This is a genomic window from Streptomyces sp. NPDC039480 (assembly GCF_055597165.1).
Genome location: NZ_JBVITX010000006.1, coordinates 434,196 through 461,004 on the forward strand (window position 1 = coordinate 434,196; position 26,809 = coordinate 461,004).

Sequence of the window (26,809 nt, forward strand, 5' to 3'; positions counted from 1 at the left end):
CCACGACGGTGATACCCGGGCCGTTTGCGCTGTACGCGGCCCGGAGACAACAGAGGTACGGGGCTTTGGAATTGACCGCCCGAGCGGACAACCACCGGGTTCGGAAGGCTTGTTGACCATGGCGCTCGCGCAGCCCGAACAGGGTGGGCTGCTGCCCGAGCGGATCGCACCGCCGCGCGGCACACTCGCCACCACCGCCTGTATGGAGACGCTTCAGGTGGGCTATCTGCACGCCGTCGCGGCGGCCGCCGGATGCTCGCTCTCCCAGCCGTTCCCGGACAACGGCATCGACTGGCACGTCAGCCACAGCGCGCCAGGACACACGGTCGACGACGAGGTGACCATCAAGGTCCAGCTGAAGTGCACGTACCAGCTGCCGCCGCAGCAGGCCGGCGCCGCCTTCTCCTTCACGCTCGACAACGCACACCTGGAGAAGCTCGCCCGCACCCCCGTCTCGGTCCACAAGATCCTCGTCGTGATGCTCGTGCCCCGCTCGCAGGACGACTGGCTGCGCGCCGGTCACGACCGGCTCGACCTGCGGCACTGCTGCTACTGGACCAACCTCGCCGGGCACCCCGTGACCGGCCGGCGCAGGACCACCGTGCGCGTATCGACCTCGCGGATCTTCGACGACCGGGCCCTCTGCGAGATCATGACGCGCGTCGGGACGGGAGGACGACCCTGATGCACCGCCCCCACGACCACGACGAGCCCCTGCCTCCCGGCCGCCCGCACCCCGCCCCGGTGTCGGCCCGGTGGGCACAGCCGCCCGCGCAGCCGCCCGAACCCGCCTCGGTCGACCCCGCCGTCCTCGGCGCGCTCCTCGCCCGGCACGGCTGGCAGCGGCGCGGCGGAGCCCCCGGCCGCTACGCCCGGTGGACTCCACCGGGCCCCGGCGGCGCCGGCACCAGCCTCCTCGTGCCCGAGAGCCGCGCCTTCCCCGACTGCGAGGATCTGATCGGCGAGGCGCTCGTCGCGCTCTCCCGCAGCGACTCGCCCGCCGCCCGCGACGTCCTCGTCGGGCTCGCCGTGCCCAGCGACGAGATCCACTGGTGGCGCGACGAGCCGGTGGGGCCCGCAGGCACCGCGACCTGGCCGGCGGAGGAACAACTGCGCTCCGCCGCACGACGGATGCTGCTCGCCGGGGCGCTCGCCGCCCGCGCCCGCGCCGGGTACCACGGCGCGCGCCACCGCGGGCCCGCCGCCGCGTCCCTGGAGAACGTCCTGGTGGGCCCCGCGACGGGCGGACGCAGACTCACCGCCTTCGTCCCCGTCGCGACAGGCCGGCCCCTCGCGGTCCGGCTGCACCAGGCCCTGTACGCGGCACGGGAGGCCGTCGACTACCAGCGCGCCACCGGCGGCATGGACGCCTTCGACGGGGCGGTCGAGGCGGGCGTCAGCCACGAGCTGACCGAGGCGATCGTCGCGCTCGTGCGCGGCACGGAAGGGGCGCGCGTCGCGGTGGAGTGGGCGCCGGGGGCGGGGGTGCCCGAGGGCTGCACGGCAGGTGCCGGGCCCGTCGAGTTCTCGCCCGGCGACCTGGCGGCGCTGCGCGCGGCGGGCGCGCGGTATCTGCGCGCCGAGCCGTCGGTGCCGGTGCGGATCACCGGGACCGTGGTGCGGATGCGGCGTGCGGCGCCGAGCGGGGACGGCACGGTCCGGATCCGGGTGATCGCGGGGGCCGAGGTCCCGCACGTCCGGATGACCCTGGACGAGGAGGCGTACCGCATCGCGGGCCACGCGCACCTGGTCGGGCTGCCGATCCGGGTGCATGGGCGGCTCGAGAGCCGGGGCGGCTTCCGCAGGCTCACCGGGGCGACCGGGGTGGTGCCCGTGCAGGTGGACGACGCGGAGCGGGACCGGCTCATGAAGTCGCTCCAGGAGAACCTCGACTTCTTCGAGGAGGCGTGCGGCACGGACTGAAGGGGTGCCGGGAGAAGGGGTGCGGAGAGATCCGTTTCGCGGCGGGGGCCCGTGGCTCGGTACGATCCTTCTTGCGTACGCGGTGGAAAGCGTCGCAGCCCCCTTCAGCTAGGAGAGACCGGTGTCAGACGTCCGTGTGATCATCCAACGCGATTCCGAGCGGGAAGAGCGCGTGGTGACGACGGGCACTACGGCCGCCGAGCTCTTCCCCGGCGAGCGCACCGTCGTCGCCGCGCGCGTGGCCGGCGAGCTGAAGGACCTGGCGTACGCCGTGGCCGACGGCGACGAGATCGAGCCCGTCGAGATCTCCTCCGAGGACGGCCTGAACATCCTGCGCCACTCGACCGCGCACGTCATGGCGCAGGCCGTGCAGGAGCTCTTCCCCGACGCCAAGCTGGGCATCGGCCCGCCCATCCGGGACGGCTTCTACTACGACTTCGACGTCAAGGAGCCCTTCACCCCCGAGGACCTCAAGCGCATCGAGAAGAAGATGCAGGAGATCCAGAAGCGCGGGCAGAAGTTCTCGCGGCGCGTCACCACCGACGACGACGCCCGCGTCGAGCTCGCCGACGAGCCGTACAAGCTGGAGCTCATCGGCCTCAAGGGCAACGCCGCGCAGGCCGCCGACGGCGCCGACGCCGAGGTGGGCGCCGGCGAGCTGACCATCTACGACAACCTCGACGCGAAGACCGGCGAGCTGTGCTGGAAGGACCTCTGCCGAGGCCCCCACCTGCCCACCACCCGCGTCATCCCCGCCTTCAAGCTGATGCGCTCCGCCGCCGCCTACTGGCGGGGCAGCGAGAAGAACCCGCAGCTCCAGCGCATCTACGGCACCGCGTGGCCGTCGAAGGACGAGCTGAAGGCGTACCTGGAGTTCCTCGCCGAGGCCGAGAAGCGCGACCACCGCAAGCTCGGCTCCGAGCTGGACCTCTTCTCCTTCCCGGAGGAGCTCGGCCCGGGCCTCGCGGTCTTCCACCCCAAGGGCGGCGTGATCCGCAAGGTCATGGAGGACTACTCGCGGCGCCGCCACGAGGTCTCCGGCTACGAGTTCGTGAACACCCCGCACATCTCGAAGGAGAAGCTCTTCGAGATCTCGGGCCACCTGCCGCACTACGCGGAGGGCATGTTCCCGCCCATCGAGTTCGACGAGCAGAACTACCGCCTCAAGGCGATGAACTGCCCGATGCACAATCTCATCTTCAAGTCGCGCGGCCGCTCCTACCGCGAACTGCCGCTGCGGCTCTTCGAGTTCGGCACCGTGTACCGCTACGAGAAGTCGGGCGTCGTGCACGGCCTGACCCGCTCGCGCGGCTTCACCCAGGACGACTCGCACATCTACTGCACCAAGGAGCAGATGCCGCAGGAGCTCGACACGCTCCTGACCTTCGTGCTCGACCTGCTGCGCGACTACGGCCTGACCGAGTTCGAGCTGGAGCTGTCCACCCGCGACGACTCCGACAAGTTCATCGGCACCGACGAGGACTGGGCGGAGGCCACCGAGGCGCTGCGGCTCGCCGCCGAGAAGCAGAACCTGCCGCTGGTGCCGGACCCGGGCGGCGCCGCGTACTACGGCCCGAAGATCTCGGTGCAGGCCAAGGACGCCATCGGCCGGTCCTGGCAGATGTCGACCATCCAGGTCGACTTCAACCAGCCCAAGCGGTTCAACCTGGAGTACACGGCCGCGGACGGCTCGCGCCAGCAGCCCGTCATGATCCACCGTGCCCTGTTCGGTTCGATCGAGCGGTTCTTCGGAGTGCTCCTCGAGCACTACGCCGGCGCGTTCCCGGCCTGGCTGGCCCCCGTCCAGGCGGTCGGCATCCCGATCGGCGACGCGCACGTCACGTACCTCCAGGAGTTCGCCGAGAAGGCGCGCGCCCAGGGGCTGCGGGTCGAGGTCGACGCGTCGTCCGACCGCATGCAGAAGAAGATCCGCAACCAGCAGAAGGCCAAGGTGCCCTTCATGGTCATCGCGGGCGACGAGGACATGAGCAACGGCTCCGTGTCCTTCCGCTACCGCGACGGCTCGCAGGAGAACGGCATCCCCGTCGACGAGGCCATCGCGAAGATCGCGAAGGCGGTCGAGGACCGCGTCCAGGTCTGACGGCACGGTGACACTGCGGTGAGCTCGGGCCCCGGGGACCTCTCCCCGGGGCCAAGTCATATGCTTCACCTCATGACGAGTGAGCCGGAGCAGCAGATCGGAGTCGGGTCACAGGACGCGTTCCAGCGCCTGTGGACGCCCCACCGGATGGCGTACATCCAGGGCGAGAACAAGCCCACGGGCCCGGGGGCCGACGACGGCTGTCCCTTCTGCTCCATCCCGGCCAAGTCCGACGAGGACGGCCTCGTCATCGCGCGCGGCGAGCAGGTGTACGCGGTCCTCAACCTCTACCCGTACAACGGCGGCCATCTGATGGTCGTGCCCTACCGCCACGTCGCCGACTACACGGACCTGACGGGCCCGGAGACGGCCGAGCTCGGCGAGCTCACCAAGCAGGCGATGAAGGCGCTGCGCACCGCGTCCGGCGCGCACGGCTTCAACATCGGCATGAACCAGGGCGCGGTGGCGGGCGCCGGCATCGCCGCGCACCTGCACCAGCACGTCGTCCCGCGCTGGGGCGGCGACACCAACTTCATGCCGGTGGTGGGGCACACCAAGGTGCTGCCGCAGCTGCTCGCCGACACCCGCAAGATGCTCGCGGACGCCTGGCCCGCGGCGCTCTAGTCCGCGGGCCCCGCCCCGTGCGTACGCTCCGTCGGAGCTGTACGCCCCCTACGCGTCGTACACGTCCGCCTTCCTCGGCATCGGGTCCTGGATGGCCCCGCTGAGGAAGCCGGAGCGGGCGCCGAACTTCTCCGTGTTCACGCCGTTCTCCTCAAGCACCCTGATGGCCGCCGAGTGCACCACGCGCAGCACGGGCGTGGCGGCGCGCAGCGCGTCGTCGGCCATGAAGCGGTGCCGCCACGGCTTGTCCGCCCAGGCGTGCCGCAGGCCGAAGGGCTCGGGCAGGACCAGCTTGCCGCCGAGGTAGTCCAGGAGCGGCGGGTACCAGGTGAAGGGGGCGCGGACCGCGAGGCGCACGACCTCGTCGGCGTCGATCAGCGGCAGGTTGCGCGTGGTGGTCTCCCAGAACTTGATCGCCTTGGAGACCGTCTTCGTCTTCGGCGAGGGCTTCGTGGTGAACAGCGAGTGCACCGGGCCGAGGGCGTGGCCCGTGACCTCGATGCGGAGCGTCTCGTGCAGCACGGTCACCGTGATCAGCATGGTGATGACCAACTGGCCGTCCCAGAGCGTGAACTGCACGCCCAGGTAGTGGCGGTTGCCGCTGCCGAACTGCTGTTCGTTACAGATCCGCTGTATCTCGTGGCCGCGGATCTGGAAGGCCTCGACGTCCGTGCCGGTGGGGCGGGACACCGCTTTCGCGTTCTCCCCGATGGGGGAGACGATCCAGTGCTTTATGTCCGGGGTGGGGAAGCCGCCGGTGTGCAGGGGACCGCGCTCCAGCATGCGCAGCTGGTCGTGCACCGCACGTATGACGTCCCAGCTGCGGAAGGGGTGGATCTCCTTGCTCGGGTCGGCGGGCACCAGCTCCTCGGCCAGCTGCCAGCTGCCCCAGCGCGTGCCCATGCCCAATATGCCCTTGGGGCCGGCATAGAACACGGAGTTGCTCTGCTGCTCCGCGGAGAGCCTCGCCAGGCCCTGGCGGAGCCGCTCGGCGGCCGTCTCGCCGGGGCTGCCGGGCACCGCCTCGGGGATCTTCGCGCCGATGCCGCCGCCCGCGAGCAGGCTCGACCAGCGGTCGCGCAGATCGTGGGCGGTGCGCTCGGCGATCTGCTTGGCCCAGAACCAGCCCACCACGGGGAGCACGATCGCCGCGCGCAGATACCAGGCCCAGAAGCCGTCGAACGGCAGCTTCAGGAGGGCGAGGACGGCGAGCACCGCCACGGCCACCGTGACGGCCGTCGCGAGCGCGCCCGCGCGCTTGTCCTCGCTCTTGGCGACCTGCCTGCGGATGGTGAAGACGAGGAGCCAGACGAGCAGACCGGGCAGGAAAAGCACCCCGCACAGGACCATCACGGCGGTCAGCCAGCTGTCGCGCTCCTTGCGGATACGGTTCGCCGCGAGGCAGTGCTCGACGACCGCCTGCGGCTCCGTCCCGAAGGACTGGATGAGCGGATTCCGGCCCCCGCCCAGCATCCGCACCTGCACGGCCCGCGCGAACGCCTCGCCGAGGTTCGGCTTCCAGAGGGAGAAGAAGCCGGGCTTCACCTCGGACTTGTGCCACTCGCTGTTGGCCGCGAGAAGGCCCTCGACATCGCCGTCGCGGTACGCCGCCGAGGCCAGGGCATGCGTCGCCGCCGTCTGTCCCGCGGCGCCCGAGAGAGGAACCTGGGCCCCGGGCCTGAAGTCGAATACATCGTCCGCCACTGCCGCCCCCATCGCCGCGACGCCTTCGCTGCTGCGGCTCTTCCCGACTTCCCTGTCCGGCACACCTGTTGCCGTCCGGATCACCGTTGATCAGGTCATCAGCGTATCGGTGAGCACCGACATCCGTCAGGGGACGGCGGAATGCCGCCCGCCCGAAGAGGGCGGCGGGCGGCCCGCGCCGGGCGCTCCAACTACGAACCGCCCCGCGCCTGTTCGCGGATCCTCTCGGAGAGCTGCGGAGGCATCGGCTCGTGCCGTGCGTACGTACGGCTGAAGCGCGCGGTGCCCTGCGAGAGGGACCGCAGGTCCACCGCGTACCGGCCGATCTCGATCTCGGGGACCTCGGCCCGCACCAGGGTCCGCCCACCGGCCGCCTGCTCGGTGCCGACCACCCGGCCGCGGCGGCCCGAAAGATCGCTCATCACCGCGCCCACATAGTCGTCGCCGACCAGGACCCGCACCTCCGCGACCGGTTCGAGCAGATGGATCCGGGCCTCGGCCGCGGCCTCGCGCAGCGCGAGCGCGCCCGCCGTCTGGAACGCGGCGTCGGAGGAGTCCACCGAGTGCGCCTTGCCGTCGAGAAGCGTGACGCGGACGTCGATCAGCGCGTACCCGGCGGCGACCCCCTTCGCCGCCTGCGCGCGCACGCCCTTCTCGACGGACGGGATGAACTGTCGCGGGATCGCGCCGCCCACGACCTTGTCGACGAACTCGATGCCGCTGCCGCCGGGCAGCGGCTCCACCTCGATCTCGCAGATCGCGTACTGGCCGTGCCCGCCCGACTGCTTCACATGACGGCCGCGGCCACCTGACTTGCCCGCGAAGGTCTCCCGAAGGGAGACCTTGTGCGGCACCACGTCGACCTGGACGCCGTAGCGGCTGCGCAGCCGCTCCAGGGCCACGTCGGCGTGCGCCTCGCCCAGGCACCACAGGACCACCTGATGGGTGTCCTGGTTCTGTTCGAGCCGCATCGTCGGGTCCTCGGCGACGAGCCGCGAGAGGCCCTGCGAGAGCTTGTCCTCGTCGGCCTTGCTGTGCGCCTGGATGGCGAGCGGCAGGAGAGGGTCGGGCATGTCCCAGGGCTCCATCAGGAGCGGGGCGTCCTTCGCGGACAGCGTGTCGCCGGTCTCGGCCCGGTTCAGCTTGGCCACGCACGCCATGTCGCCCGCGACGCACCGGGTGAGCGTGCGCTGCTGCTTGCCGAAGGGGGAGGAGAGCGCGCCGACGCGCTCGTCGACATCGTGGTCCTCGTGGCCGCGGTCGGCCAGGCCGTGCCCCGAGACGTGCACGGTCTCGTCGGGGCGCAGGGTCCCGGAGAAGACGCGGACGAGCGAGATCCGGCCCACGTACGGGTCGGACGCGGTCTTCACGACCTCGGCCGCGAGTGGTCCTTCCGGATCGCAGGTGAGCGCGGGCCGCGCCTTGCCGTCCGGGGTGGTCACGGCCGGTGCCGGGTGTTCGAGCGGGGTCGGGAAGCCGCCCGTGACGAGCTCCAGGAGCTCGACCGTGCCGATGCCCTGGCGGGCGCCCTCCGCGGCGGGCGCGGCGGCGAGCACCGGGTGGAAGATGCCCCGCGCGACGGCCCGCTCCAGGTCTTCCACGAGTGTCTTGAAGTCGATGTCCTCACCGCTGAGATAGCGGTCCATGAGGGACTCGTCCTCGCTCTCGGAGATGATCCCCTCGATCAGCGTGTTGCGTGCCTGCTCGATCAGCGGCAGCTGCTCCTCGCCGGGCTCGGACTCCTTGCGCTCCCCGGAGGCGTAGTCGAAGATCCGCTGCGAGAGCAGCCCGATGAGGCCCGTGACCGGGGCGTGGCCGTCCGGCCCCTGCTCTCCGTAGAGGGGCAGATACAGCGGCAGTACGGCGTCGGGGTCGTCGGCGCCGAACGCCTCGGCGCAGGTCCGGGTCATCTCGGTGAAGTCCGCGCGGGCCGACTCCAGGTGGGTGACCACGATGGCCCGCGGCATGCCGACCGCCGCGCACTCCTCCCACACCATGCGGGTCGCGCCGGTGATGCCCTCGGTGCCCTCCGCCGCCGAGACGACGAAAAGGGCCGCGTCCGCCGCTCGCAGACCGGCCCTCAACTCCCCGACGAAGTCGGCGTATCCAGGAGTGTCCAATAGGTTGATCTTGAAGCCGCCCCATTCGACGGGGACCAGGGACAGCTGCACCGAGCGCTGCTGCCGGTGCTCGATCTCGTCGTAGTCGGAGACGGTGCCGCCGTCCTCCACACGGCCCGCCCGGTTCACCGCCCCCGCGGTCAGCGCGAGAGCCTCCACCAGAGTCGTCTTGCCCGAACCGCTGTGGCCGACCAGCACCACATTCCGTACGGACGCGGGGTGGTCGGCCGACGCTGCCCTGCCGGCGGCTCCGGGGTGTGCGTTCGCCTTGTCGCCCATGCCTTGGCCTCCCGGTTACGTGCACGGTGAGGAGGCTCAGCCCCCTCGGGGATGCTGGCTGCTCGCGGACGCGCGGGGGCCGGGTGCGGGGCGGCCCCGGCGGCGCCCGTCATGCTTTCGAGCTTTCCACCCGGGTCACTCTGCGTCCATACGTCGTACGCGATCGTGAGGGGGCGAGCCGGTCCGTCAAGGGCGTGACTACGATGGGCCAGCCGGTGGCCAACGGGGCCGCGCGGCGCACCGAACCCTCGGGAAGGCCATGCTGAACAAGTACGCGCGTGCATTCTTCACGCGTGTCCTCACACCGTTCGCCGCGTTTCTCATCCGCCGCGGGGTCAGCCCCGACGCGGTCACCTTCATCGGCACCGCCGGTGTGGTGGCGGGAGCGCTGGTCTTCTTCCCCCGGGGAGAGTTCTTCTGGGGAACGATCGTCATCACCCTGTTCGTCTTCTCGGACCTCGTCGACGGCAACATGGCCCGCCAGCTGGGCCGCTCCAGCCGCTGGGGCGCGTTCCTGGACTCGACGCTCGACCGGGTGGCGGACAGCGCGATCTTCGGAGGCCTCGCCCTCTGGTACGCCGGGTCGGGCGACGACAACATCCTCTGCGCCGTCTCCATCTTCTGTCTGGCGAGCGGCCAGGTGGTCTCGTACACGAAGGCACGCGGCGAGGCCATCGGCCTGCCCGTCGCCGTCAACGGCCTGGTGGAGCGCGCCGAGCGCCTGGTGATCTCGCTGGTCGCCGCGGGCCTCGCGGGCCTCCACAAGTTCGGCGTCCCCGGCATCCAGATCCTGCTGCCCATCGCCCTGTGGATCGTCGCGGCCGGCAGCATGGTCACCCTCGTCCAGCGCGTCGTGACCGTGCGCAGGGAGTCCGCGGAGGCGGACGCCGCCGCGGCCGCCTCCGCGCAGGAGAGTGAGGCCGCGCAGTGAAGGACCGACTCACCGACGCGCTCTACGGGCTCGGCTGGAGCACCGTCAAGAAGCTCCCCGAGCCGGCCGCCCAACGGCTCGGCCTGACCATCGCCGACACGGTCTGGAAGCGGCGGGGCAAGGGCGTGCTGCGGCTGGAGTCCAACCTCGCGCGCGTGGTGCCCGACGCGAGCCCGCAGCGCCTCGCCGAGCTCTCCAAGGCGGGCATGCGCTCCTACCTGCGCTACTGGATGGAGTCCTTCCGGCTGCCGTCCTGGAGCAAGGAGCGCATCGCCGACGGCTTGGACGTCAAGGACGTCCACCACCTCACCGACGGGCTCGCCGCCGGCAAGGGCGTCGTCCTCGCGCTGCCGCACCTGGGCAACTGGGACCTCGCGGGCGCCTGGGTCACCACCAAGCTGGAGACCCCCTTCACGACGGTCGCCGAGCGCCTGAAGCCCGAGACGCTGTACGACCGCTTCGTCGCCTACCGCGAGAGCCTCGGCATGGAGGTCCTGCCGCACACCGGCGGCGCCGCCTTCGGCACGCTGGCGCGGCGGCTGCGCGCGGGCGGCCTCGTCTGTCTCGTCGCCGACCGCGATCTGTCGGCCTCCGGAGTCGAGGTCAAGTTCTTCGGAGACACCGCCCGGATGCCCGCCGGGCCCGCACTGCTTGCCCAGCAGACCGGCGCGCTGTTGCTGCCCGTCACCCTCTGGTATGACGAGTCGCCCGTCATGAAGGGTCGCGTCCACCCGCCCGTCGACGTCCCCGAGACAGGTAACCGGCTCGAGAAGACGTCTGCCATGACACAGGCGCTGGCCGACGCCTTCGCCACCGGTATCGCCGACCACCCGGAGGACTGGCACATGCTGCAGCGACTGTGGCTCGCCGACCTGGAGCCCCGCCCCGACCGCACCCGCCGGGCGGGGGAGTCCGCGTGAAGATCGGCATCGTCTGCCCCTACTCGTGGGACGTGCCCGGCGGCGTCCAGTTCCACATCCGCGATCTGGCGGAGCACCTCATCCGCCTCGGGCACGAGGTCTCCGTACTGGCCCCGGCGGACGACGAGACACCCCTCCCGTCGTACGTCGTGTCGGCGGGCCGCGCCGTTCCCGTGCCGTACAACGGCTCCGTCGCGCGGCTCAACTTCGGCTTCCTGTCGGCCGCGCGGGTGCGCCGCTGGCTGCACGACGGCACCTTCGACGTCATCCACATCCACGAGCCCGCCTCGCCCTCGCTGGGGCTGCTCGCCTGCTGGGCCGCGCAGGGCCCGATCGTCGCGACGTTCCACACGTCCAACCCGCGCTCCCGCGCCATGATCGCCGCGTATCCGATTCTGCAGCCCGCCCTGGAGAAGATCAGCGCCCGCATCGCCGTGAGCGAGTACGCGCGCCGCACGCTCGTCGAACACCTCGGCGGCGACGCCGTCGTCATCCCGAACGGCGTCGACGTCGACTTCTTCGCCGAGGCCGAGCCCAGACCCGAGTGGCAGGGCGAGACGATCGGCTTCATCGGCCGCATCGACGAGCCCCGCAAGGGCCTCCCGGTGCTGATGAAGGCGCTCCCGCAGATCTTCGCCGAGCGGCCGAACGCCCGGCTGCTGGTCGCGGGCCGCGGCGACGAGGAGGAGGCGGTGGCCTCGCTGCCGGCCGAGCTGCGCCCCCGGGTGGAGTTCCTCGGCATGGTCAGCGACGAGGACAAGGCGCGGCTGCTGCGCAGCGTCGACCTGTACGTCGCCCCCAACACCGGCGGCGAGAGCTTCGGGATCATCCTGGTCGAGGCGATGTCCGCGGGCGCGCCCGTGCTCGCCAGCGACCTGGACGCCTTCGCGCAGGTCCTGGGCCAGGGCGCGGCGGGCGACCTGTTCGGCAACGAGGACGCGGAGTCCCTCGCCAAGTCGGCCGTACGCCTCCTCGCCGACCCCGAGCGCCGCGAGGGCCTGCGCGAACGCGGCAGCGCGCACGTGCGGCGCTTCGACTGGTCGACGGTCGGCTCCGACATCCTCGCGGTGTACGAGACGGTCACGGACGGCGCGGCGTCGGTCGCGGAGGACGAGCGGGTGGGGCTGCGGGCGCGCTTCGGGCTCTCCCGCACCTGACGGTTCGGGCCGCGCACCTGACGGTTCGGGCCGGCCCGTACCCCGCGTTCCGCCGCGCTCAGGCGCCCCGCGGGTGCCCGGTGGCGGACCGGCGGCCGTGGGGCGACTAGCCTGAACGTCCGTGACCTCCACTTTGATCTGGATCGCGGTAGCGCTCTTCGCGGTCGGCCTCTACCTGAGCTGGACCGCAGGGCGGCTCGACCGGCTGCACGCGCGCATCGACGCGGCGCGCGCCGCCCTCGACGCCCAACTGCTGCGCCGCGCCTCGGTCGCCCAGGAGCTGGCCACCTCCGGAGTGCTGGACCCCGCCGCCTCGATCGTGCTCTACGAAGCGGCCCACGCGGCCCGGCAGGCGGAGGAGGAGCAGCGCGAGGTCGCCGAGAGCGAGCTCAGCCAGGCGCTGCGGGCGATCTTCGGCGAGGTGCAGCAGGTCGAGGCGGTGCGCGAGGCCCCGGGCGGGGACGAGGCGGCCACCGAGCTGGCAGCGTCCGTGCGCCGGGTGCCGATGGCCCGGCGCTTCCACAACGACTCCGTGCGCGCCGCCCGCGCCCTGCGCAGGCACCGCACGGTCCGCTGGTTCCGGCTCGCGGGGCACGCGCCCTTCCCGATGGCCTTCGAGATGGACGACGAACCGCCGACGGCGCTGGCGGACCGTGCGACTACGTAGAGGCACGAAAGCCGGTCGGTGCGGCTCTGACCAGGGGCATCCGGGAAAAATGAGCCACCGGTCAATCATTGGCCCTTGCTGTGGCCTGGTCGCCGGGCGTTTCCTCGGAGCTGTAGAAATCCTCTTCAGCGAGTGAGGTCAACTCCGTGTCCAGCACCCCTGACAGCACCAACCCGACGCCCGAGACCGGCACCGCCCGCGTGAAGCGTGGCATGGCCGAGCAGCTCAAGGGCGGCGTGATCATGGACGTCGTCAACGCCGAGCAGGCGAAGATAGCCGAGGACGCCGGCGCCGTCGCCGTCATGGCGCTGGAGCGGGTGCCCGCCGACATCCGCAAGGACGGCGGCGTGGCGCGGATGTCCGACCCGAACATGATCGAAGAGATCATCGAGGCCGTCTCGATCCCGGTCATGGCCAAGTCCCGCATCGGCCACTTCGTCGAGGCGCAGGTCCTGCAGTCCCTCGGCGTCGACTACATCGACGAGTCCGAGGTCCTCACCCCGGCCGACGAGGTCAACCACAGCGACAAGTTCGCCTTCACCACCCCGTTCGTGTGCGGCGCCACCAACCTGGGCGAGGCCCTGCGCCGCATCGCCGAGGGCGCGGCCATGATCCGCTCCAAGGGCGAGGCCGGCACCGGCAACGTCGTGGAGGCCGTCCGCCACCTGCGCCAGATCAAGAACGAGATCGCCAAGCTGCGCGGCTTCGACAACAACGAGCTGTACGCCGCCGCCAAGGACCTCCGCGCCCCCTACGAGCTGGTCAAGGAGACCGCCGAGCTCGGCAAGCTCCCGGTGGTCCTCTTCTCCGCCGGTGGCGTCGCCACCCCGGCCGACGCCGCCCTGATGCGCCAGCTCGGCGCCGAGGGCGTCTTCGTCGGCTCCGGCATCTTCAAGTCCGGCGACCCGGCCAAGCGCGCTGCCGCCATCGTGAAGGCCACCACCTTCTTCGACGACCCGAAGATCATCGCGGACGCCTCCCGCAACCTCGGCGAGGCCATGGTCGGCATCAACTGCGACACCCTGCCGGAGACCGAGCGCTACGCGAACCGAGGCTGGTGATGACCACTCCCGTAGTGGGCGTCCTCGCCCTACAGGGGGACGTACGGGAGCACCTGATCGCCCTGGCCTCGGCGGACGCCGTGGCCAGGCCGGTCCGGCGCCCCGAAGAGCTCGCCGAGGTCGACGGCCTGGTCATCCCCGGCGGTGAGTCCACCACCATCTCCAAGCTGGCCACCCTCTTCGGCCTGATGGAGCCCCTTCGCGCGCGCGTGCGGGACGGTCTGCCGGTCTACGGCAGCTGCGCGGGCATGATCATGCTCGCCGACAAGATCCTCGACCCGCGCTCGGGCCAGGAGACGGTGGGCGGCATCGACATGATCGTGCGACGCAACGCGTTCGGACGGCAGAACGAGTCGTTCGAGGCGGCCGTCGCCGTCAAGGGCGTCGAGGGCGCCCCCGTCGAGGGTGTCTTCATCCGCGCACCCTGGGTGGAGTCGGTCGGCGCCGAGGTCGAGGTGCTCGCCGAGCACGGGGGCCACATCGTCGCCGTGCGCCAGGGCAACGCGCTCGCCACGTCGTTCCACCCCGAGCTCACGGGCGACCACCGGATTCACGCGCTGTTCGTGGAGATGGCGCGGGGTAACCCCCGCGCGGGATCCTTGTAGGATCTCCGGGGATCCCACCGTGGCCTCAAGGCCTGAAGGTCTGGGAGAGTTCGTACTGGTTGTTGGGTAACGCGAAGGAGACAGGCAGATGTCCGGCCACTCTAAATGGGCTACGACGAAGCACAAGAAGGCCGTGATCGACGCCAAGCGCGGCAAGCTCTTCGCGAAGATGATCAAGAACATCGAGGTCGCGGCCCGCACCGGCGGCGCCGACGTGTCCGGTAACCCGACCCTCTTCGACGCCATCCAGAAGGCCAAGAAGAGCTCGGTCCCGAACAAGAACATCGACTCCGCGGTCAAGCGCGGCGCCGGCCTCGAAGCCGGTGGCGCCGACTACGAGACGATCATGTACGAGGGCTACGGCCCGAACGGTGTCGCGGTGCTCATCGAGTGCCTCACCGACAACCGCAACCGCGCCGCCTCCGACGTGCGCGTGGCCATGACGCGCAACGGCGGCTCGATGGCCGACCCGGGCTCCGTGTCGTACCTCTTCAACCGCAAGGGCGTCGTCATCGTCCCCAAGGGCGAGCTGAGCGAGGACGACGTCCTCGGCGCCGTCCTCGACGCGGGCGCCGAAGAGGTCAACGACCTGGGCGAGACCTTCGAGGTGCTCAGCGAGGCCACCGACCTGGTCGCGGTCCGCACCGCGCTCCAGGAGGCCGGCATCGACTACGACTCGGCCGACGCCAACTTCGTCCCGACCATGCAGGTCGAGCTGGACGAGGACGGCGCCCGGAAGATCTTCAAGCTGATCGACGCCCTGGAGGACAGCGACGACGTGCAGAACGTCTTCGCCAACTTCGACGTCTCCGACGAGGTCATGGCGAAGGTCGACGCGTAAGCGCTCCGCCGCGTTGAACGGGCCGACGGGACACACCCCCGTCGGCCCGTCGCGTTGTCAGAGGGACCCGATAACCTGCACGGACAGGCAATGGGAGGGGCTTACGTGCGCGTGTTGGGGGTCGACCCGGGACTGACCCGGTGCGGTGTCGGTGTCGTCGAGGGCGTCGCCGGACGGCCGTTGACGATGCGCGGCGTCGGGGTCGTGCGCACCCCGGCCGACGCGGAGTTGGGCCACCGCCTCGTCGCCATCGAGCAGGGCATCGAGCAGTGGCTCGACGAGCACAGCCCCGAAGTCCTCGCCGTGGAGCGGGTGTTCAGCCAGCACAATGTGCGCACGGTCATGGGCACCGCCCAGGCCAGCGCCGTCGCCATGCTCTGCGCGTCCCGCCGCGGCATCCCCGTCGCCCTGCACACGCCCAGCGAGGTCAAGGCCGCCGTCACCGGCAGCGGCCGCGCCGACAAGGCCCAGGTCGGGGCGATGGTCACCCGCCTCCTGCGGCTCGACGCACCGCCCAAGCCCGCCGACGCGGCGGACGCCCTGGCCCTCGCCATCTGCCACATCTGGCGCGCGCCCGCGCAGAACCGCCTGCAACAGGCCGTCGCCCAGAACCGGCTCCAGCAGGCCGCGGCCCAGCACGCCGCCAGGGCCCCCACAGCGCAGACAACAACCCAGAAAGGCCGTACCGCATGATCGCCTTCGTCAGCGGCCCCGTCGCCGCCCTCGCCCCCGATACCGCGGTGGTCGAGGTCGGCGGCATCGGCATGGCCGTCCAGTGCACGCCCAACACCCTCTCCACGCTCCGGGTGGGCCAGCAGGCCAAACTCGCCACCTCCCTGGTCGTGCGGGAGGACTCCCTCACCCTGTACGGCTTCGCGGACGACGACGAGCGCCAGACCTTCGAGCTGCTCCAGACCGCGAGCGGCGTCGGCCCCCGCCTCGCCCAGGCCATGCTCGCCGTCCACACCCCCGACGCCCTGCGCCGCGCCGTCTCCACCGGCGACGAGAAGGCGCTCACCGCCGTCCCCGGCATCGGCAAGAAGGGCGCCCAGAAGCTCCTCCTGGAGTACAAGGACCGCCTCGGCGAGCCCCTCGGCACCGGCGGCCCGGCGATCGGCAAGGCCGTCACCGCGGGCTGGCGCGACCAGCTGCACGCGGCCCTCATCGGCCTCGGGTACGCCACACGCGAGGCCGACGAGGCCGTCGCCGCCGTCACCCCGCAGGCCGAGGCCACCGAGGGCACGCCCCAGGTCGGACAGCTCCTCAAGGCCGCGCTCCAGACCCTGAACCGCACCCGCTAGCCCCATCCGTACGCACCCGCAGGCCACCCCCTTGAACCGCATCGCGAGGCACACCGCATGAACTGGGACGACACGACCGACGAAGCTGCCGGCGCGGCCGAGCGGCTCGTCGGGCCCGCCGCGGAGCGGCTGGTGGACTCCGGCGCCGACGGCGAGGACCAGGCGGTCGAGGCCGCCCTGCGCCCCAAGGACCTGGGCGAGTTCATCGGCCAGGAGAAGGTCCGCGAGCAGCTCGACCTGGTCCTGCGGGCGGCACGCGCGCGTGGCGCCACCGCCGACCACGTGCTGCTCTCCGGCGCCCCCGGCCTCGGCAAGACCACCCTCTCGATGATCATCGCCGCCGAGATGGGCGCCCCGATCCGTATCACCAGCGGCCCCGCCATCCAGCACGCGGGCGACCTCGCCGCGATCCTCTCCTCCCTCCAGGAGGGCGAGGTCCTCTTCCTCGACGAGATCCACCGGATGTCACGGCCCGCCGAGGAAATGCTCTACATGGCCATGGAGGACTTCCGCGTCGACGTCATCGTCGGCAAGGGCCCCGGCGCCACCGCCATCCCCCTCGAACTGCCGCCCTTCACCCTCGTCGGCGCCACCACGCGCGCGGGCCTGCTGCCCCCGCCGCTGCGCGACCGCTTCGGCTTCACCGCGCACATGGAGTTCTACGAACCCGCCGAGCTGGAGCGCGTAGTCCACCGCTCCGCCCAGCTGCTCGACGTGGAGATCGACCCGGCGGGCGCCGCCGAGATCGCGGGCCGCTCGCGCGGCACGCCCCGTATCGCCAACCGCCTGCTGCGCCGCGTCCGGGACTACGCCCAGGTCAAGGCCGACGGCCGGATCGACCGCGACATCGCAGGCGCGGCCCTCGCGGTCTACGAGGTGGACGGGCGGGGCCTCGACCGCCTCGACCGGGCCGTCCTGGAAGCACTGCTGAAGCTGTTCGGCGGCGGTCCCGTCGGCCTGTCGACGCTCGCGGTCGCGGTGGGGGAGGAGCGCGAGACGGTCGAGGAGGTGGCGGAGCCCTTCCTGGTACGGGAGGGACTGCTCGCCCGCACCCCGCGCGGCCGCGTCGCGACGCCCGCGGCCTGGGCGCACCTCGGCCTGGTGCCCCCGCGCCAGACGGGCGGAAAGGGACAACAGGACCTGTTCGGGACGTGATATCGGCGAGACGGCACCGCGGATGCCGGCGGGAGAGCACCGCGGCCGAAGAACAACGGCGCGGATAGTCGACCCCTCAGGAACTGCGGTGCCATGCTGAGCGTTGTTCGTTAGGTGCGGACTCGCTTAGACTCCGCCGATGCCGCCTTTGTGGGCGGTGTACCCACCCCCATCCCAATGGCCGCTTACCTGCGCGGTCGTGCGAAGGAAACTCCGTCCCGTGAATATCGTGACCCTCCTCCCGTTCATCGTGCTCATCGGGGCCATGTTCCTGATGACCCGGTCTGCAAAGAAGAAGCAGCAGGCCGCCGCGCAGATGCGTAACGAGATGCAGCCCGGCACCGGCATCCGCACGATCGGTGGCATGTACGCCACCGTCAAGGAGGTTCACGACGAAGCCGTCCTCCTTGAGGTGGCTCCCGGTGTCCACGCGGTTTACGCGAAGAACTCGATCGGCGCCGTTCTCGCCGACGACGAGTACAACCGCATCGTGCACGGCACCGAGGACGACCTGAACGAGGACGACACCCCCGTCGTTCCGGACGACGCCTCCTCCCTCACCGAGACCGACGAGCCCGCCGCCGCTTCCGACGACTCGCCCATCGACCTCGGCAAGAAGGACACGGCCGCCGGGACCGACGACGCGGAGCCGAAGAAGACCGACGGCGAGTCCGACGCGAAGTAGTCACGGCCGGGGCCCGTGGGGCGCGCCGCTCGCGCGCCACGGGCCCCGGATCACGTGCATTTCGCGCCGAATCTCGACACCACTTCATGGCCGCCCGCCCGGACCTCCCCGCACCGCAAGGGGGCAGACCGGACGCCGGGCGGTTGGACAGGGAGAACGAGAAGGTGGCAGCACCCAAGAAGGGCCGAAGGCAGAGCGCTCCGGGCAAGCCGGGACGCTCACTGGTCTTCATCCTGATCGCCCTCGTGGCGCTGACCGGGGGAATGTTCCTTTCGGGGCACACCACGCCTCGCCTGGGCATCGACCTCGCCGGCGGCACGAGCATCACGCTCGAGGCGAAGAACGAGCCCGGTCAGAAGAACGCGATCAACCCGACCAACATGAACACCGCGGTCGACATCATCAACAACCGCGTCAACGGCCTGGGTGTCTCCGAGGCCGAGGTTCAGACCCAGGGCGACAAGAACATCATTGTCAACATCCCCAAGGGTTCGAACGAGAAGCAGGCGCGTGAGCAGGTCGGCACGACCGCTCAGCTCTACTTCCGTCCGGTGATCACGCAGACCAGCGGCGCGCCCACGCCCGAGCCGTCCCCCAGCTCCTCGTCCGGTACGGACAAGGAGAAGGACAAGGACAAGGACAAGGCGACCGACAAGGCGACGGACAAGGCCACCGACAAGGCGGGCACCCCCACCGCCTCCCCGTCGACCCAGGGCCGCGCCGTCAGCGAGGCCCTGAAGGCGGACCCGACGCCGTCGGACAAGGCCAAGGACGGTGACGACGGCAAGAAGAACGACAAGGCGCCGACTCCCGACCCGGCCACCGCCAAGCTCCAGGAGCAGTTCACCAAGCTGGACTGCACCGACAAGAAGGCCCGCGCCGCGGCCGGCCAGGGCATCAAGCCCTCCGAGCCGACCATCGCGTGCGGCAAGAGCCCCGACGGCAAGTCCTGGGACAAGTTCATCCTCGCCCCGGCCGAGGTGAACGGCAAGGACGTCAAGAAGGCCCAGGCGGTCATCAACCAGACGTCCGGTGCCTGGGTCGTCAACATGGACTTCACCAAGGGCGGCTCGAAGAAGTTCTCCGCGGTCACCAGCAAGCTCTCGCAGCAGCAGCCCCCGCAGAACCAGTTCGCGATCGTCCTCGACGGTGACGTCGTCTCGGCCCCCAGCGTCAACACGACCCTGAGCTCCAACGCCGAGATCTCCGGCAGCTTCACCCAGCAGTCCGCGAAGGACCTGGCGAACGTCCTTTCGTACGGCGCCCTGCCGCTCAGCTTCCACGAGCAGAGCGTCACCACGGTCAGCCCGGCCCTCGGTGGCGAGCAGCTGGAGGCGGGCCTCATCGCGGGCGCCATCGGCCTCGCGCTGGTCATCGTCTACCTGGTGGCCTACTACCGCGGCCTCTCGCTCATCGCCATCGCGAGCCTCCTGGTCTCCGCGGCGCTGACGTACACGATCATGACGCTGCTCGGCCCGACCATTAAGTTCGCGCTGAACCTGCCCGCGGTCTGCGGTGCGATCGTCGCGATCGGCATCACGGCGGACTCGTTCATCGTGTTCTTCGAGCGCGTACGGGACGAGATCCGCGAGGGCCGCACACTGCGTCCCGCCGTCGAGCGGGGCTGGCCGCGCGCCCGGCGCACCATCCTGGTCTCCGACTTCGTGTCGTTCCTCGCCGCCGCCGTGCTCTTCGTGGTCACGGTCGGCAAGGTGCAGGGCTTCGCGTTCACGCTCGGCCTGACCACGCTGCTCGACGTCGTCGTCGTCTTCTTCTTCACGAAGCCGCTGATGACGCTCATGGCCCGCAAGAAGTTCTTCGCGGGCGGCCACAAGTGGTCCGGCCTCGACCCGGAGCGGCTCGGCGCCAAGCCCCCGCTGCGCCGGTCCCGCCGCGTCACCGCTCCCCCCGCCGGCCCTGTCGACCCGAAGGAGGCGTGAGATGTCGAAGCTCGGCAATCTCGGCGCCAGGCTCTACCGCGGTGAGGTCGGCTACGACTTCGTCGGCAAGCGCAAGATCTGGTACGGCATCTCGATACTGATCACCATCACGGCCATCGTCGGCCTGGCGGTGCGCGGCCTGAACATGGGCATCGAGTTCGAGGGCGGCGCCGTCTTCAACACCCCGAAGACGAGCGTCTCGGTCTCCCAGGCCGAGGAGTCCGCGGAGCAGGCGTCCGGCCACGACGCGATCGTCCAGAAGCTGGGCGACGGCGAGATGCGCATCCAGATCGCCGGCGTGGACATCAAGAAGTCCGACCAGATCAAGAAGACGCTCGCCGAGGACCTGGACGTCAAGGCCGGCGACATCAACGCCGACCTGGTGGGCCCCAGTTGGGGTGAGCAGATCGCCAACAAGGCCTGGCAGGGCCTGGCGATCTTCATGGTGCTCGTGGTGATCTACCTCGCCATCGCCTTCGAGTGGCGCATGGCGCTCGCGGCACTGATCGCGCTGATCCACGACATCACCATCACCGTGGGTGTGTACGCGCTGGTCGGCTTCGAGGTCACCCCGGGCACGGTGATCGGTCTGCTGACCATTCTCGGTTACTCGCTCTACGACACGGTGGTGGTCTTCGACAGCTTGAAGGAGCAGTCGAAGGACATCACCAAGCAGACGAGGTACACCTACAGCGAACTCGCCAACCGCAGCATCAACGGCACCCTGGTCCGCTCCATCAACACCACGGTCGTCGCGCTGCTCCCGGTGGCGGGCCTGCTCTTCATCGGTGGCGGTGTCCTGGGCGCCGGCATGCTCAACGACATCTCGCTGTCGCTGTTCGTCGGCCTCGCGGCCGGCGCGTACTCCTCGATCTTCATCGCCACGCCGCTCGTCGCCGACTTCAAGGAGCGCGAGCCGCAGATGAAGGCCCTCAAGAAGCGGGTGCTCGCCAAGCGCGCGGCGGCCGCGGCCAAGGGGGAGTCCGCGGAGACGCAGGAGTTCGCCGGTGACGAGGAGCCGCAGGACGCCGTGGTCGGGGACGCCACTCCGGCCGTCGTCGGTCCCCGCACGCAGCCCGCGTCGCGCGGCCGCGGCAAGGGCCGTCCTTCCGGGAAGCGCCGATGACCGAGCTCGCAGGCGTCACGGAGCTGCTGCTCAGCCGCATCCGTGACGTCCCGGACTACCCGGTGCCGGGCGTGATGTTCAAGGACATCACGCCGCTGCTCGCCGACCCGGTGGCGTTCTCCGCGCTCACGGAGACGCTCGCCGACCTCAGCGTGCGGCACGGCGCCACGAAGATCGTCGGCCTGGAGGCCCGCGGCTTCATCCTCGGCGCCCCGGTCGCACTCCGCGCCGGGCTCGGCTTCATCCCCGTACGCAAGGCGGGCAAGCTCCCCGGAGCGACGCTGAAGCAGAGCTACGACCTGGAGTACGGCAGCGCCGAGATCGAGGTGCACGCCGAGGACCTGGACGCGGGCGACCGCGTCATGGTCATCGACGACGTCCTCGCCACCGGCGGCACCGCGGCGGCCTCGCTGGACCTGATCCGGCGCTCGGGCGCCGAGGTGGCCGGTGTCGCGGTCCTCATGGAGCTCGGCTTCCTCGACGGCCGCCAGAGGCTGGCGCAGGCTCTGGGCGGGGCACCGCTGGAGGCGCTGATCACCGTCTGACAGACGGTCCGCAGGACGGCACGACGGGCGTTCCGGTATCCACCGGGGCGCCCGTCGTCGTCCCGGCCGGTTCCCGCCGGACAGCTCCGGGAATCGGACCATCGCCTCACGCGTTTCTCCAGTACAGAGCTGTCTCACCGGCCCAGGGCGAGCCGACGGTCCAGGATCGATACCATGGACACTTCGGGGCCTGACCGGGGGACCCCGGATCGCGCACAGGGAGCGCTCTTGCCAGACGAGTCCCAGCCACTCACCGCCGCCAAGGCCGCACAGCAGGCCCAGCAGGCCTCGGCGGGGTCAGGCGCGCCCGCGAAGAAGGCAGAAGGCGGGCAGGGCGGCACGGCCGCGCAGCGCGCCCAGGGAGAGGTCGCCCGGGGAGACAAGCCGGCCGAGCAGCCCCGGCCGAAGCCGCCCGCCGACCACCACCCGACGGCCCCCGCGATCCGGCCCGCCACCGGCCAGCCCGCGCGCACGGGCTCCTCCAACCGCGTCCGGGCCCGGCTCGCCCGGCTCGGCGTCCAGCGCTCGAACCCGTACAACCCGGTCCTGGAGCCCCTGCTGCGCATAGTGCGGAGCAACGACCCCAAGATCGAGACGTCCACGCTCCGCCAGATCGAGCGGGCCTACCAGGTCGCCGAGCGCTGGCACCGCGGCCAGAAGCGCAAGAGCGGCGACCCGTACATCACGCACCCGCTCGCCGTGACGACCATCCTCGCCGAGCTGGGCATGGACCCCGCCACCCTGATGGCGGGCCTGCTCCACGACACCGTCGAGGACACCGAGTACGGCCTGGACACCCTCAAGCGCGACTTCGGCGACCAGGTCGCGCTGCTCGTCGACGGCGTCACCAAGCTGGACAAGGTCAAGTTCGGCGAGGCCGCGCAGGCCGAGACCGTCCGCAAGATGGTCGTCGCGATGGCCAAGGACCCGCGCGTCCTGGTCATCAAGCTCGCCGACCGCCTGCACAACATGCGCACGATGCGGTACCTCAAGCGCGAGAAGCAGGAGAAGAAGGCCCGCGAGACCCTGGAGATCTACGCTCCGCTGGCGCACCGCCTGGGCATGAACACCATCAAGTGGGAGCTGGAAGACCTCGCCTTCGCGATCCTCTACCCCAAGATGTACGACGAGATCGTGCGCCTCGTCGCCGAGCGGGCCCCCAAGCGCGACGAGTACCTCGCCATAGTGACCGACGAGGTCCAGGCCGACCTCAGGTCCGCCCGTATCAAGGCCACCGTCACCGGCCGCCCGAAGCACTACTACAGCGTCTACCAGAAGATGATCGTCCGCGGCCGTGACTTCGCGGAGATCTACGACCTGGTGGGCATTCGGGTACTCGTCGACACCGTGCGCGACTGCTACGCCGCGCTCGGCACCGTCCACGCGCGATGGAACCCGGTCCCCGGCCGGTTCAAGGACTACATCGCGATGCCGAAGTTCAACATGTACCAGTCGCTGCACACGACGGTCATCGGTCCCAACGGCAAGCCCGTCGAGCTCCAGATCCGCACGTTCGACATGCACCGCCGCGCCGAGTACGGCATCGCCGCGCACTGGAAGTACAAGCAGGAGGCCGTCGCCGGTGCCTCCAAGGTGCGCACCGACGTGCCGAGGAAGGCCGGCGGCAAGGACGACCACCTCAACGACATGGCGTGGCTGCGCCAGCTCCTCGACTGGCAGAAGGAGACCGAGGACCCCAGCGAGTTCCTGGAGTCCCTGCGCTTCGACCTGTCGCGCAACGAAGTCTTCGTGTTCACGCCGAAGGGCGACGTCATAGCGCTCCCGGCCGGCGCCACCCCCGTCGACTTCTCGTACGCCGTGCACACCGAGGTGGGCCACCGCACCATAGGCGCACGGGTCAACGGCCGCCTCGTACCGCTCGAATCGACCCTGGACAACGGCGACCTCGTGGAGGTCTTCACCTCCAAGGCCGCGGGCGCGGGCCCCTCCCGCGACTGGCTCGGCTTCGTCAAGTCGCCCCGGGCGCGCAACAAGATCCGCGCGTGGTTCTCCAAAGAGCGCCGCGACGAGGCCATCGAGCAGGGCAAGGACGCCATCGCGCGCGCCATGCGCAAGCAGAACCTGCCGATCCAGCGGATCCTCACGGGCGACTCCCTGGTCACCCTCGCCCACGAGATGCGCTATCCGGACATCTCATCGCTGTACGCCGCGATCGGCGAGGGCCACGTCACCGCGCAGTCCGTCGTGCAGAAGCTCGTCCAGGCCCTCGGCGGCGAGGAAGCCGCCAACGAAGACATCGCCGAGAGCGCGCCGCCCTCGCGCGGCCGCAGCAAGCGCCGCTCCAACGCCGACCCGGGTGTCGTGGTCAAGGGCGTCGAGGACGTGTGGGTCAAGCTGGCCCGCTGCTGCACGCCCGTCCCCGGCGACCCCATCATCGGCTTCGTCACGCGTGGCAGCGGAGTGTCGGTGCACCGTAGCGACTGCGTGAACGTGGACTCGCTCTCGCGCGAGCCCGAGCGGATCCTGGAAGTCGAGTGGGCCCCCACCCAGTCGTCGGTCTTCCTGGTCGCCATCCAGGTCGAGGCCCTGGACCGCTCGCGCCTCCTGTCGGACGTCACGCGCATCCTCTCGGACCAGCACGTGAACATCCTGTCGGCGGCCGTGCAGACCTCCCGCGACCGCGTCGCCACCAGCCGCTTCACCTTCGAGATGGGCGACCCCAAGCACCTCGGTCACGTGCTCAAGGCCGTCAGGGGAGTGGAGGGCGTGTACGACGTCTACCGGGTGACGTCGGCGCGCAGGCCGTAAACGCGGTACTACGTAGAGGGGCTCCCGCACGCGATGTGCGGGAGCCCCTCTACGTAGCAACCGGAGAACTCAGCCGCCGAACTCGTGCAGACCCTTCAGCGCCTGGTCGAGAAGCGCCTGACGGCCGTCCAGCTCCTTCTGGAGCTTGTCGGCCTTGGCGTTGTTGCCCGCGGCGCGCGCCTTGTCGATCTGCTCGACCAGCTTGTCCACGGCAGCCTGCAGCTGCCCGGTGAGACCCTCGGCACGCGCACGTGCCTCCGGGTTCGTCCGGCGCCACTCGGCCTCCTCGGACTCCTGCAGCGCCCGCTCCACCGCGTGCATGCGGCCCTCGACCTTCGGGCGGGCGTCACGCGGGACGTGGCCGATGGCCTCCCAGCGCTCGTTGATGGCCCGGAACGCGGCACGCGCCGACTTCAGGTCCGTCACCGGGACGAGCTTCTCGGCCTCGGCGGCCAGCTCCTCCTTGAGCTTCAGGTTCTCGCCCTGCTCGGCGTCGCGCTCCGCGAAGACCGAGCTGCGCGCCGCGAAGAAGACGTCCTGGGCGCCGCGGAAGCGGTTCCACAGATCGTCCTCGTGCTCGCGCTGGGCGCGGCCCGCCGCCTTCCAGTCGGCCATCAGCTCGCGGTACCGCGCGGCCGTCGGGCCCCAGTCCGTCGAGCTCGACAGCGCCTCGGCCTCGGCGACCAGCTTCTCCTTGGCCTTGCGGGCCTCCTCGCGCTGCGCGTCCAGCGAGGCGAAGTGCGCCTTGCGGCGCTTGGAGAACGCCGAGCGCGCGTGCGAGAAGCGGTGCCACAGTTCGTCGTCCGACTTGCGGTCCAGACGCGGCAGACCCTTCCAGGTGTCCACCAGGGCCCGCAGCCGCTCACCGGCCGCCCGCCACTGCTCGCTCTGGGCCAGCTCCTCGGCCTCGACGACCAGGGCCTCCTTGGCGTGCCGCGCCTCGTCGGACTGCTTGGCCTTCTGCGCCTTGCGCTCCTCGCGGCGCGCCTCGACGGTCTCCACCAGCTTGTCGAGCCGCTTGCTCAGGGCGTCCAGATCACCGACCGCGTGCGCCTCGTCGACCTGCTGACGCAGGTGGTCGATGGCGGTCATCGCGTCCTTGGCCGACAGATCGGTCGTCTTCACCCGGCGCTCGAGAAGTCCGATCTCGACGACCAGACCGTCGTACTTGCGCTCGAAGTAGGCAAGGGCCTCGTCGGGAGATCCTGCCTGCCACGAACCGACCACTCGCTCGCCGCCGTCGGCCGTACGCACGTACACGGTCCCCGTCTCGTCGACGCGGCCCCACGGGTCGCTGCTCACAGCGCCTCCTCCACATGATGCCTGCGCAGGCCCTCGGGGCCCCCGGCATCGTCCACAGTTTCGTCACCGCCAACATAGGCGACCGGCGGGGCGGCTGTCCGCATCCCGCACGACCGAAGTTTGCCTGGCGGCGCTCAGGATTTGGTGACGGTGGCCTTGTCGATGACGACCGTCGCGTTCGGGGCGCCGTCGCCCTGCCCGCTGCTCTCGCCGGCGGCGGCGATCTTCTTCAGGACCTTCATCCCGGAATCGGAAATGGTCCCGAACGGTGTGTAGTCGGGCGGGAGCTGACTGTCCTGGTAGACGAGGAAGAACTGGCTGCCGCCGGTGTTCCTGCCCTTCTTCGCCCGGGCGTTGTACTGGTTCGCCATGGCGACCGTGCCGGCCGGATACACGTTCCCCTTCAGGCGCTTGTCCTTCAGGTTCTCGTCCGGGATCGTGTAGCCGGGGGAGCCCTTCCCGGTCCCCTGCGGGTCGCCGCACTGGAGGACGTAGATGCCGCCGGTGGTCAGGCGGTGGCACTTGGTGTGATCCAGGTAGCCCTTGTTCACCAGGAAGTTGAAGGAGTTGACGGTGCGCGGGGCCTTCGCCGCGTCGAGGTCGAGGCCGATCTCACCGCACGTCGTCTTCAAACTCATGGTGTAGTCGGCGGACTTGTCGATCGTGAGCGCCGGCTCCTTCTTGAAGCTGAGCGGCTTCACCTTGCCCGGCGCCGCCTTCGCGCACGGGTCCTTGGGCGCGCTGCTCGCCTGCGCGTTCGCGTCGTCCTTCGTGTCGTCCCCGTCGAAGGCCCCCGCCGCGTACGACACGGCGCCACCGGCCACGACCACCGCGAGCGTCCCCGCGATCACCGCGTTGCGCGCCCGTACCCGGCGCCGTGCGGCCTCGCGCCGCTCCTGCTGCCGCAGCCGCTTCTCCCGCGCGAGCTGCTTGCGCCGCTGTTCCTGGCTGACCACCGGCTCTTCTCCCCTTCTCCCGCGCATGTCTCGTCATACGCTGCGTAGTGCCCCGTACCGTATATGGGTTACCTGTGGAATCGGCAGCGCCGGTAGG

Annotated in this window: 23 protein-coding genes; 19 read left to right on the plus strand and 4 right to left on the minus strand. The window is 70.6% G+C overall.

Annotated features, from left to right (window positions below):
• Positions 1–118: 118 nt before the first annotated feature.
• From ACZ56E_RS21520 to ACZ56E_RS21535, 4 genes are all read left to right on the plus strand, one after another.
• On the plus strand, positions 119–685 hold the full coding sequence (locus tag ACZ56E_RS21520) for a DUF4365 domain-containing protein (protein ID WP_471216298.1): 567 nt from the start codon (positions 119–121) through the stop codon (positions 683–685).
• Entirely contained in the window at positions 682–1,923 is a 1,242-nt protein-coding gene (locus tag ACZ56E_RS21525) for a hypothetical protein (protein WP_471216429.1), read from the plus strand. The genes ACZ56E_RS21520 and ACZ56E_RS21525 overlap by 4 nt, the downstream gene beginning before the upstream one ends.
• A 121-nt stretch (positions 1,924–2,044) precedes the next feature.
• Positions 2,045–4,024, plus strand: a complete 1,980-nt coding sequence (gene thrS / locus ACZ56E_RS21530; protein ID WP_468611584.1) for a threonine--tRNA ligase — start codon at positions 2,045–2,047, stop codon at positions 4,022–4,024.
• Between the two features lie 60 nt (positions 4,025–4,084).
• Complete coding sequence (locus ACZ56E_RS21535; protein ID WP_398310906.1) at positions 4,085–4,648, plus strand: HIT family protein; 564 nt, start codon at positions 4,085–4,087, stop codon at positions 4,646–4,648.
• Positions 4,649–4,696: 48 nt separating this feature from the next.
• Here the strand turns inward: ACZ56E_RS21535 and ACZ56E_RS21540 are convergent, their stop codons facing one another.
• Both ACZ56E_RS21540 and ACZ56E_RS21545 read right to left on the minus strand, forming a co-directional pair.
• On the minus strand, positions 4,697–6,364 hold the full coding sequence (locus ACZ56E_RS21540) for a hypothetical protein (protein WP_471216431.1): 1,668 nt from the start codon (positions 6,362–6,364) through the stop codon (positions 4,697–4,699).
• A gap of 179 nt (positions 6,365–6,543) precedes the next feature.
• Positions 6,544–8,751, minus strand: coding sequence for an elongation factor G-like protein EF-G2 (locus ACZ56E_RS21545; protein WP_471216300.1), 2,208 nt, complete (start codon positions 8,749–8,751; stop codon positions 6,544–6,546).
• A 259-nt stretch (positions 8,752–9,010) separates the two neighbouring features.
• Between ACZ56E_RS21545 and pgsA the strand changes: the two genes are divergently transcribed.
• The 15 genes from pgsA to ACZ56E_RS21620 all read left to right on the plus strand — a co-directional run bounded on the left by pgsA (position 9,011) and on the right by ACZ56E_RS21620 (position 24,454).
• Positions 9,011–9,682 carry a phosphatidylinositol phosphate synthase gene (gene pgsA / locus ACZ56E_RS21550; RefSeq protein WP_471216302.1) on the plus strand — a complete coding sequence of 224 codons (672 nt, stop codon included), beginning with the start codon at positions 9,011–9,013 and terminating at the stop codon, positions 9,680–9,682.
• Positions 9,679–10,602, plus strand: coding sequence for a phosphatidylinositol mannoside acyltransferase (locus tag ACZ56E_RS21555; RefSeq protein ID WP_471216304.1), 924 nt, complete (start codon positions 9,679–9,681; stop codon positions 10,600–10,602). Before pgsA ends, ACZ56E_RS21555 begins: the two co-directional genes overlap by 4 nt.
• Complete coding sequence (locus tag ACZ56E_RS21560; protein WP_471216307.1) at positions 10,599–11,759, plus strand: glycosyltransferase family 4 protein; 1,161 nt, start codon at positions 10,599–10,601, stop codon at positions 11,757–11,759. Before ACZ56E_RS21555 ends, ACZ56E_RS21560 begins: the two co-directional genes overlap by 4 nt.
• A gap of 121 nt (positions 11,760–11,880) precedes the next feature.
• Positions 11,881–12,426, plus strand: coding sequence for a hypothetical protein (locus tag ACZ56E_RS21565; RefSeq protein WP_471216309.1), 546 nt, complete (start codon positions 11,881–11,883; stop codon positions 12,424–12,426).
• Positions 12,427–12,572: 146 nt separating this feature from the next.
• Complete coding sequence (gene pdxS / locus ACZ56E_RS21570; RefSeq protein ID WP_362999327.1) at positions 12,573–13,487, plus strand: pyridoxal 5'-phosphate synthase lyase subunit PdxS; 915 nt, start codon at positions 12,573–12,575, stop codon at positions 13,485–13,487.
• On the plus strand, positions 13,487–14,092 hold the full coding sequence (gene pdxT / locus ACZ56E_RS21575) for a pyridoxal 5'-phosphate synthase glutaminase subunit PdxT (protein ID WP_468611577.1): 606 nt from the start codon (positions 13,487–13,489) through the stop codon (positions 14,090–14,092). Before pdxS ends, pdxT begins: the two co-directional genes overlap by 1 nt.
• A gap of 88 nt (positions 14,093–14,180) precedes the next feature.
• The gene (locus ACZ56E_RS21580; protein WP_362999325.1) at positions 14,181–14,933 is read left to right on the plus strand and encodes a YebC/PmpR family DNA-binding transcriptional regulator; all 753 of its coding nucleotides are present in this window, start codon (positions 14,181–14,183) and stop codon (positions 14,931–14,933) included.
• A 105-nt stretch (positions 14,934–15,038) separates the two neighbouring features.
• Positions 15,039–15,626 carry a crossover junction endodeoxyribonuclease RuvC gene (gene ruvC / locus ACZ56E_RS21585; protein ID WP_471216312.1) on the plus strand — a complete coding sequence of 196 codons (588 nt, stop codon included), beginning with the start codon at positions 15,039–15,041 and terminating at the stop codon, positions 15,624–15,626.
• Positions 15,623–16,234, plus strand: a complete 612-nt coding sequence (gene ruvA / locus ACZ56E_RS21590) for a Holliday junction branch migration protein RuvA (RefSeq protein WP_468611575.1) — start codon at positions 15,623–15,625, stop codon at positions 16,232–16,234. The genes ruvC and ruvA overlap by 4 nt, the downstream gene beginning before the upstream one ends.
• 57 nt (positions 16,235–16,291) lie before the next feature.
• Complete coding sequence (ruvB, locus tag ACZ56E_RS21595; protein WP_468316330.1) at positions 16,292–17,389, plus strand: Holliday junction branch migration DNA helicase RuvB; 1,098 nt, start codon at positions 16,292–16,294, stop codon at positions 17,387–17,389.
• A gap of 220 nt (positions 17,390–17,609) precedes the next feature.
• The gene (gene yajC / locus ACZ56E_RS21600) at positions 17,610–18,074 is read left to right on the plus strand and encodes a preprotein translocase subunit YajC (RefSeq protein ID WP_468611573.1); all 465 of its coding nucleotides are present in this window, start codon (positions 17,610–17,612) and stop codon (positions 18,072–18,074) included.
• 164 nt (positions 18,075–18,238) lie between these two features.
• Complete coding sequence (gene secD, locus ACZ56E_RS21605) at positions 18,239–20,014, plus strand: protein translocase subunit SecD (protein WP_471216317.1); 1,776 nt, start codon at positions 18,239–18,241, stop codon at positions 20,012–20,014.
• A gap of 1 nt (position 20,015) precedes the next feature.
• Positions 20,016–21,140 (plus strand): protein translocase subunit SecF, encoded by a 1,125-nt coding sequence (secF, locus tag ACZ56E_RS21610; protein ID WP_471216321.1) that lies wholly within the window; start codon positions 20,016–20,018, stop codon positions 21,138–21,140.
• Positions 21,137–21,685 carry an adenine phosphoribosyltransferase gene (locus ACZ56E_RS21615; RefSeq protein ID WP_468611570.1) on the plus strand — a complete coding sequence of 183 codons (549 nt, stop codon included), beginning with the start codon at positions 21,137–21,139 and terminating at the stop codon, positions 21,683–21,685. The genes secF and ACZ56E_RS21615 overlap by 4 nt, the downstream gene beginning before the upstream one ends.
• 228 nt (positions 21,686–21,913) lie before the next feature.
• Positions 21,914–24,454 carry a RelA/SpoT family protein gene (locus tag ACZ56E_RS21620; RefSeq protein WP_471216325.1) on the plus strand — a complete coding sequence of 847 codons (2,541 nt, stop codon included), beginning with the start codon at positions 21,914–21,916 and terminating at the stop codon, positions 24,452–24,454.
• A gap of 69 nt (positions 24,455–24,523) precedes the next feature.
• On the opposite strand, the gene ACZ56E_RS21625 is transcribed toward ACZ56E_RS21620, so the two are convergent.
• Together ACZ56E_RS21625 and ACZ56E_RS21630 are read right to left on the minus strand one after the other, a co-directional pair.
• A complete protein-coding gene (locus ACZ56E_RS21625) occupies positions 24,524–25,756 on the minus strand; it encodes a DUF349 domain-containing protein (RefSeq protein WP_471216329.1) in 1,233 nt (410 codons plus the stop codon).
• Positions 25,757–25,890: 134 nt separating this feature from the next.
• Positions 25,891–26,712, minus strand: a complete 822-nt coding sequence (locus ACZ56E_RS21630; protein WP_471216332.1) for a peptidylprolyl isomerase — start codon at positions 26,710–26,712, stop codon at positions 25,891–25,893.
• Positions 26,713–26,809: the final 97 nt, after the last annotated feature.

What these genes read in the sequence shown, in the direction of transcription:
- ACZ56E_RS21540 (WP_471216431.1), bottom strand. Translation starts at nt 6,364, where the DNA reads ATGGGGGCGGCAGTGGCGGACGATGTATTCGACTTCAGGCCCGGGGCC.
- ACZ56E_RS21520 (WP_471216298.1), top strand. Translation starts at nt 119, where the DNA reads ATGGCGCTCGCGCAGCCCGAACAGGGTGGGCTGCTGCCCGAGCGGATC.
- ACZ56E_RS21535 (WP_398310906.1), top strand. Translation starts at nt 4,085, where the DNA reads ATGCTTCACCTCATGACGAGTGAGCCGGAGCAGCAGATCGGAGTCGGG.
- ACZ56E_RS21615 (WP_468611570.1), top strand. Translation starts at nt 21,137, where the DNA reads ATGACCGAGCTCGCAGGCGTCACGGAGCTGCTGCTCAGCCGCATCCGT.
- ACZ56E_RS21580 (WP_362999325.1), top strand. Translation starts at nt 14,181, where the DNA reads ATGTCCGGCCACTCTAAATGGGCTACGACGAAGCACAAGAAGGCCGTG.
- secF (WP_471216321.1), top strand. Translation starts at nt 20,016, where the DNA reads ATGTCGAAGCTCGGCAATCTCGGCGCCAGGCTCTACCGCGGTGAGGTC.
- pgsA (WP_471216302.1), top strand. Translation starts at nt 9,011, where the DNA reads ATGCTGAACAAGTACGCGCGTGCATTCTTCACGCGTGTCCTCACACCG.
- ruvB (WP_468316330.1), top strand. Translation starts at nt 16,292, where the DNA reads ATGAACTGGGACGACACGACCGACGAAGCTGCCGGCGCGGCCGAGCGG.
- ACZ56E_RS21545 (WP_471216300.1), bottom strand. Translation starts at nt 8,751, where the DNA reads ATGGGCGACAAGGCGAACGCACACCCCGGAGCCGCCGGCAGGGCAGCG.
- pdxT (WP_468611577.1), top strand. Translation starts at nt 13,487, where the DNA reads ATGACCACTCCCGTAGTGGGCGTCCTCGCCCTACAGGGGGACGTACGG.
- ruvA (WP_468611575.1), top strand. Translation starts at nt 15,623, where the DNA reads ATGATCGCCTTCGTCAGCGGCCCCGTCGCCGCCCTCGCCCCCGATACC.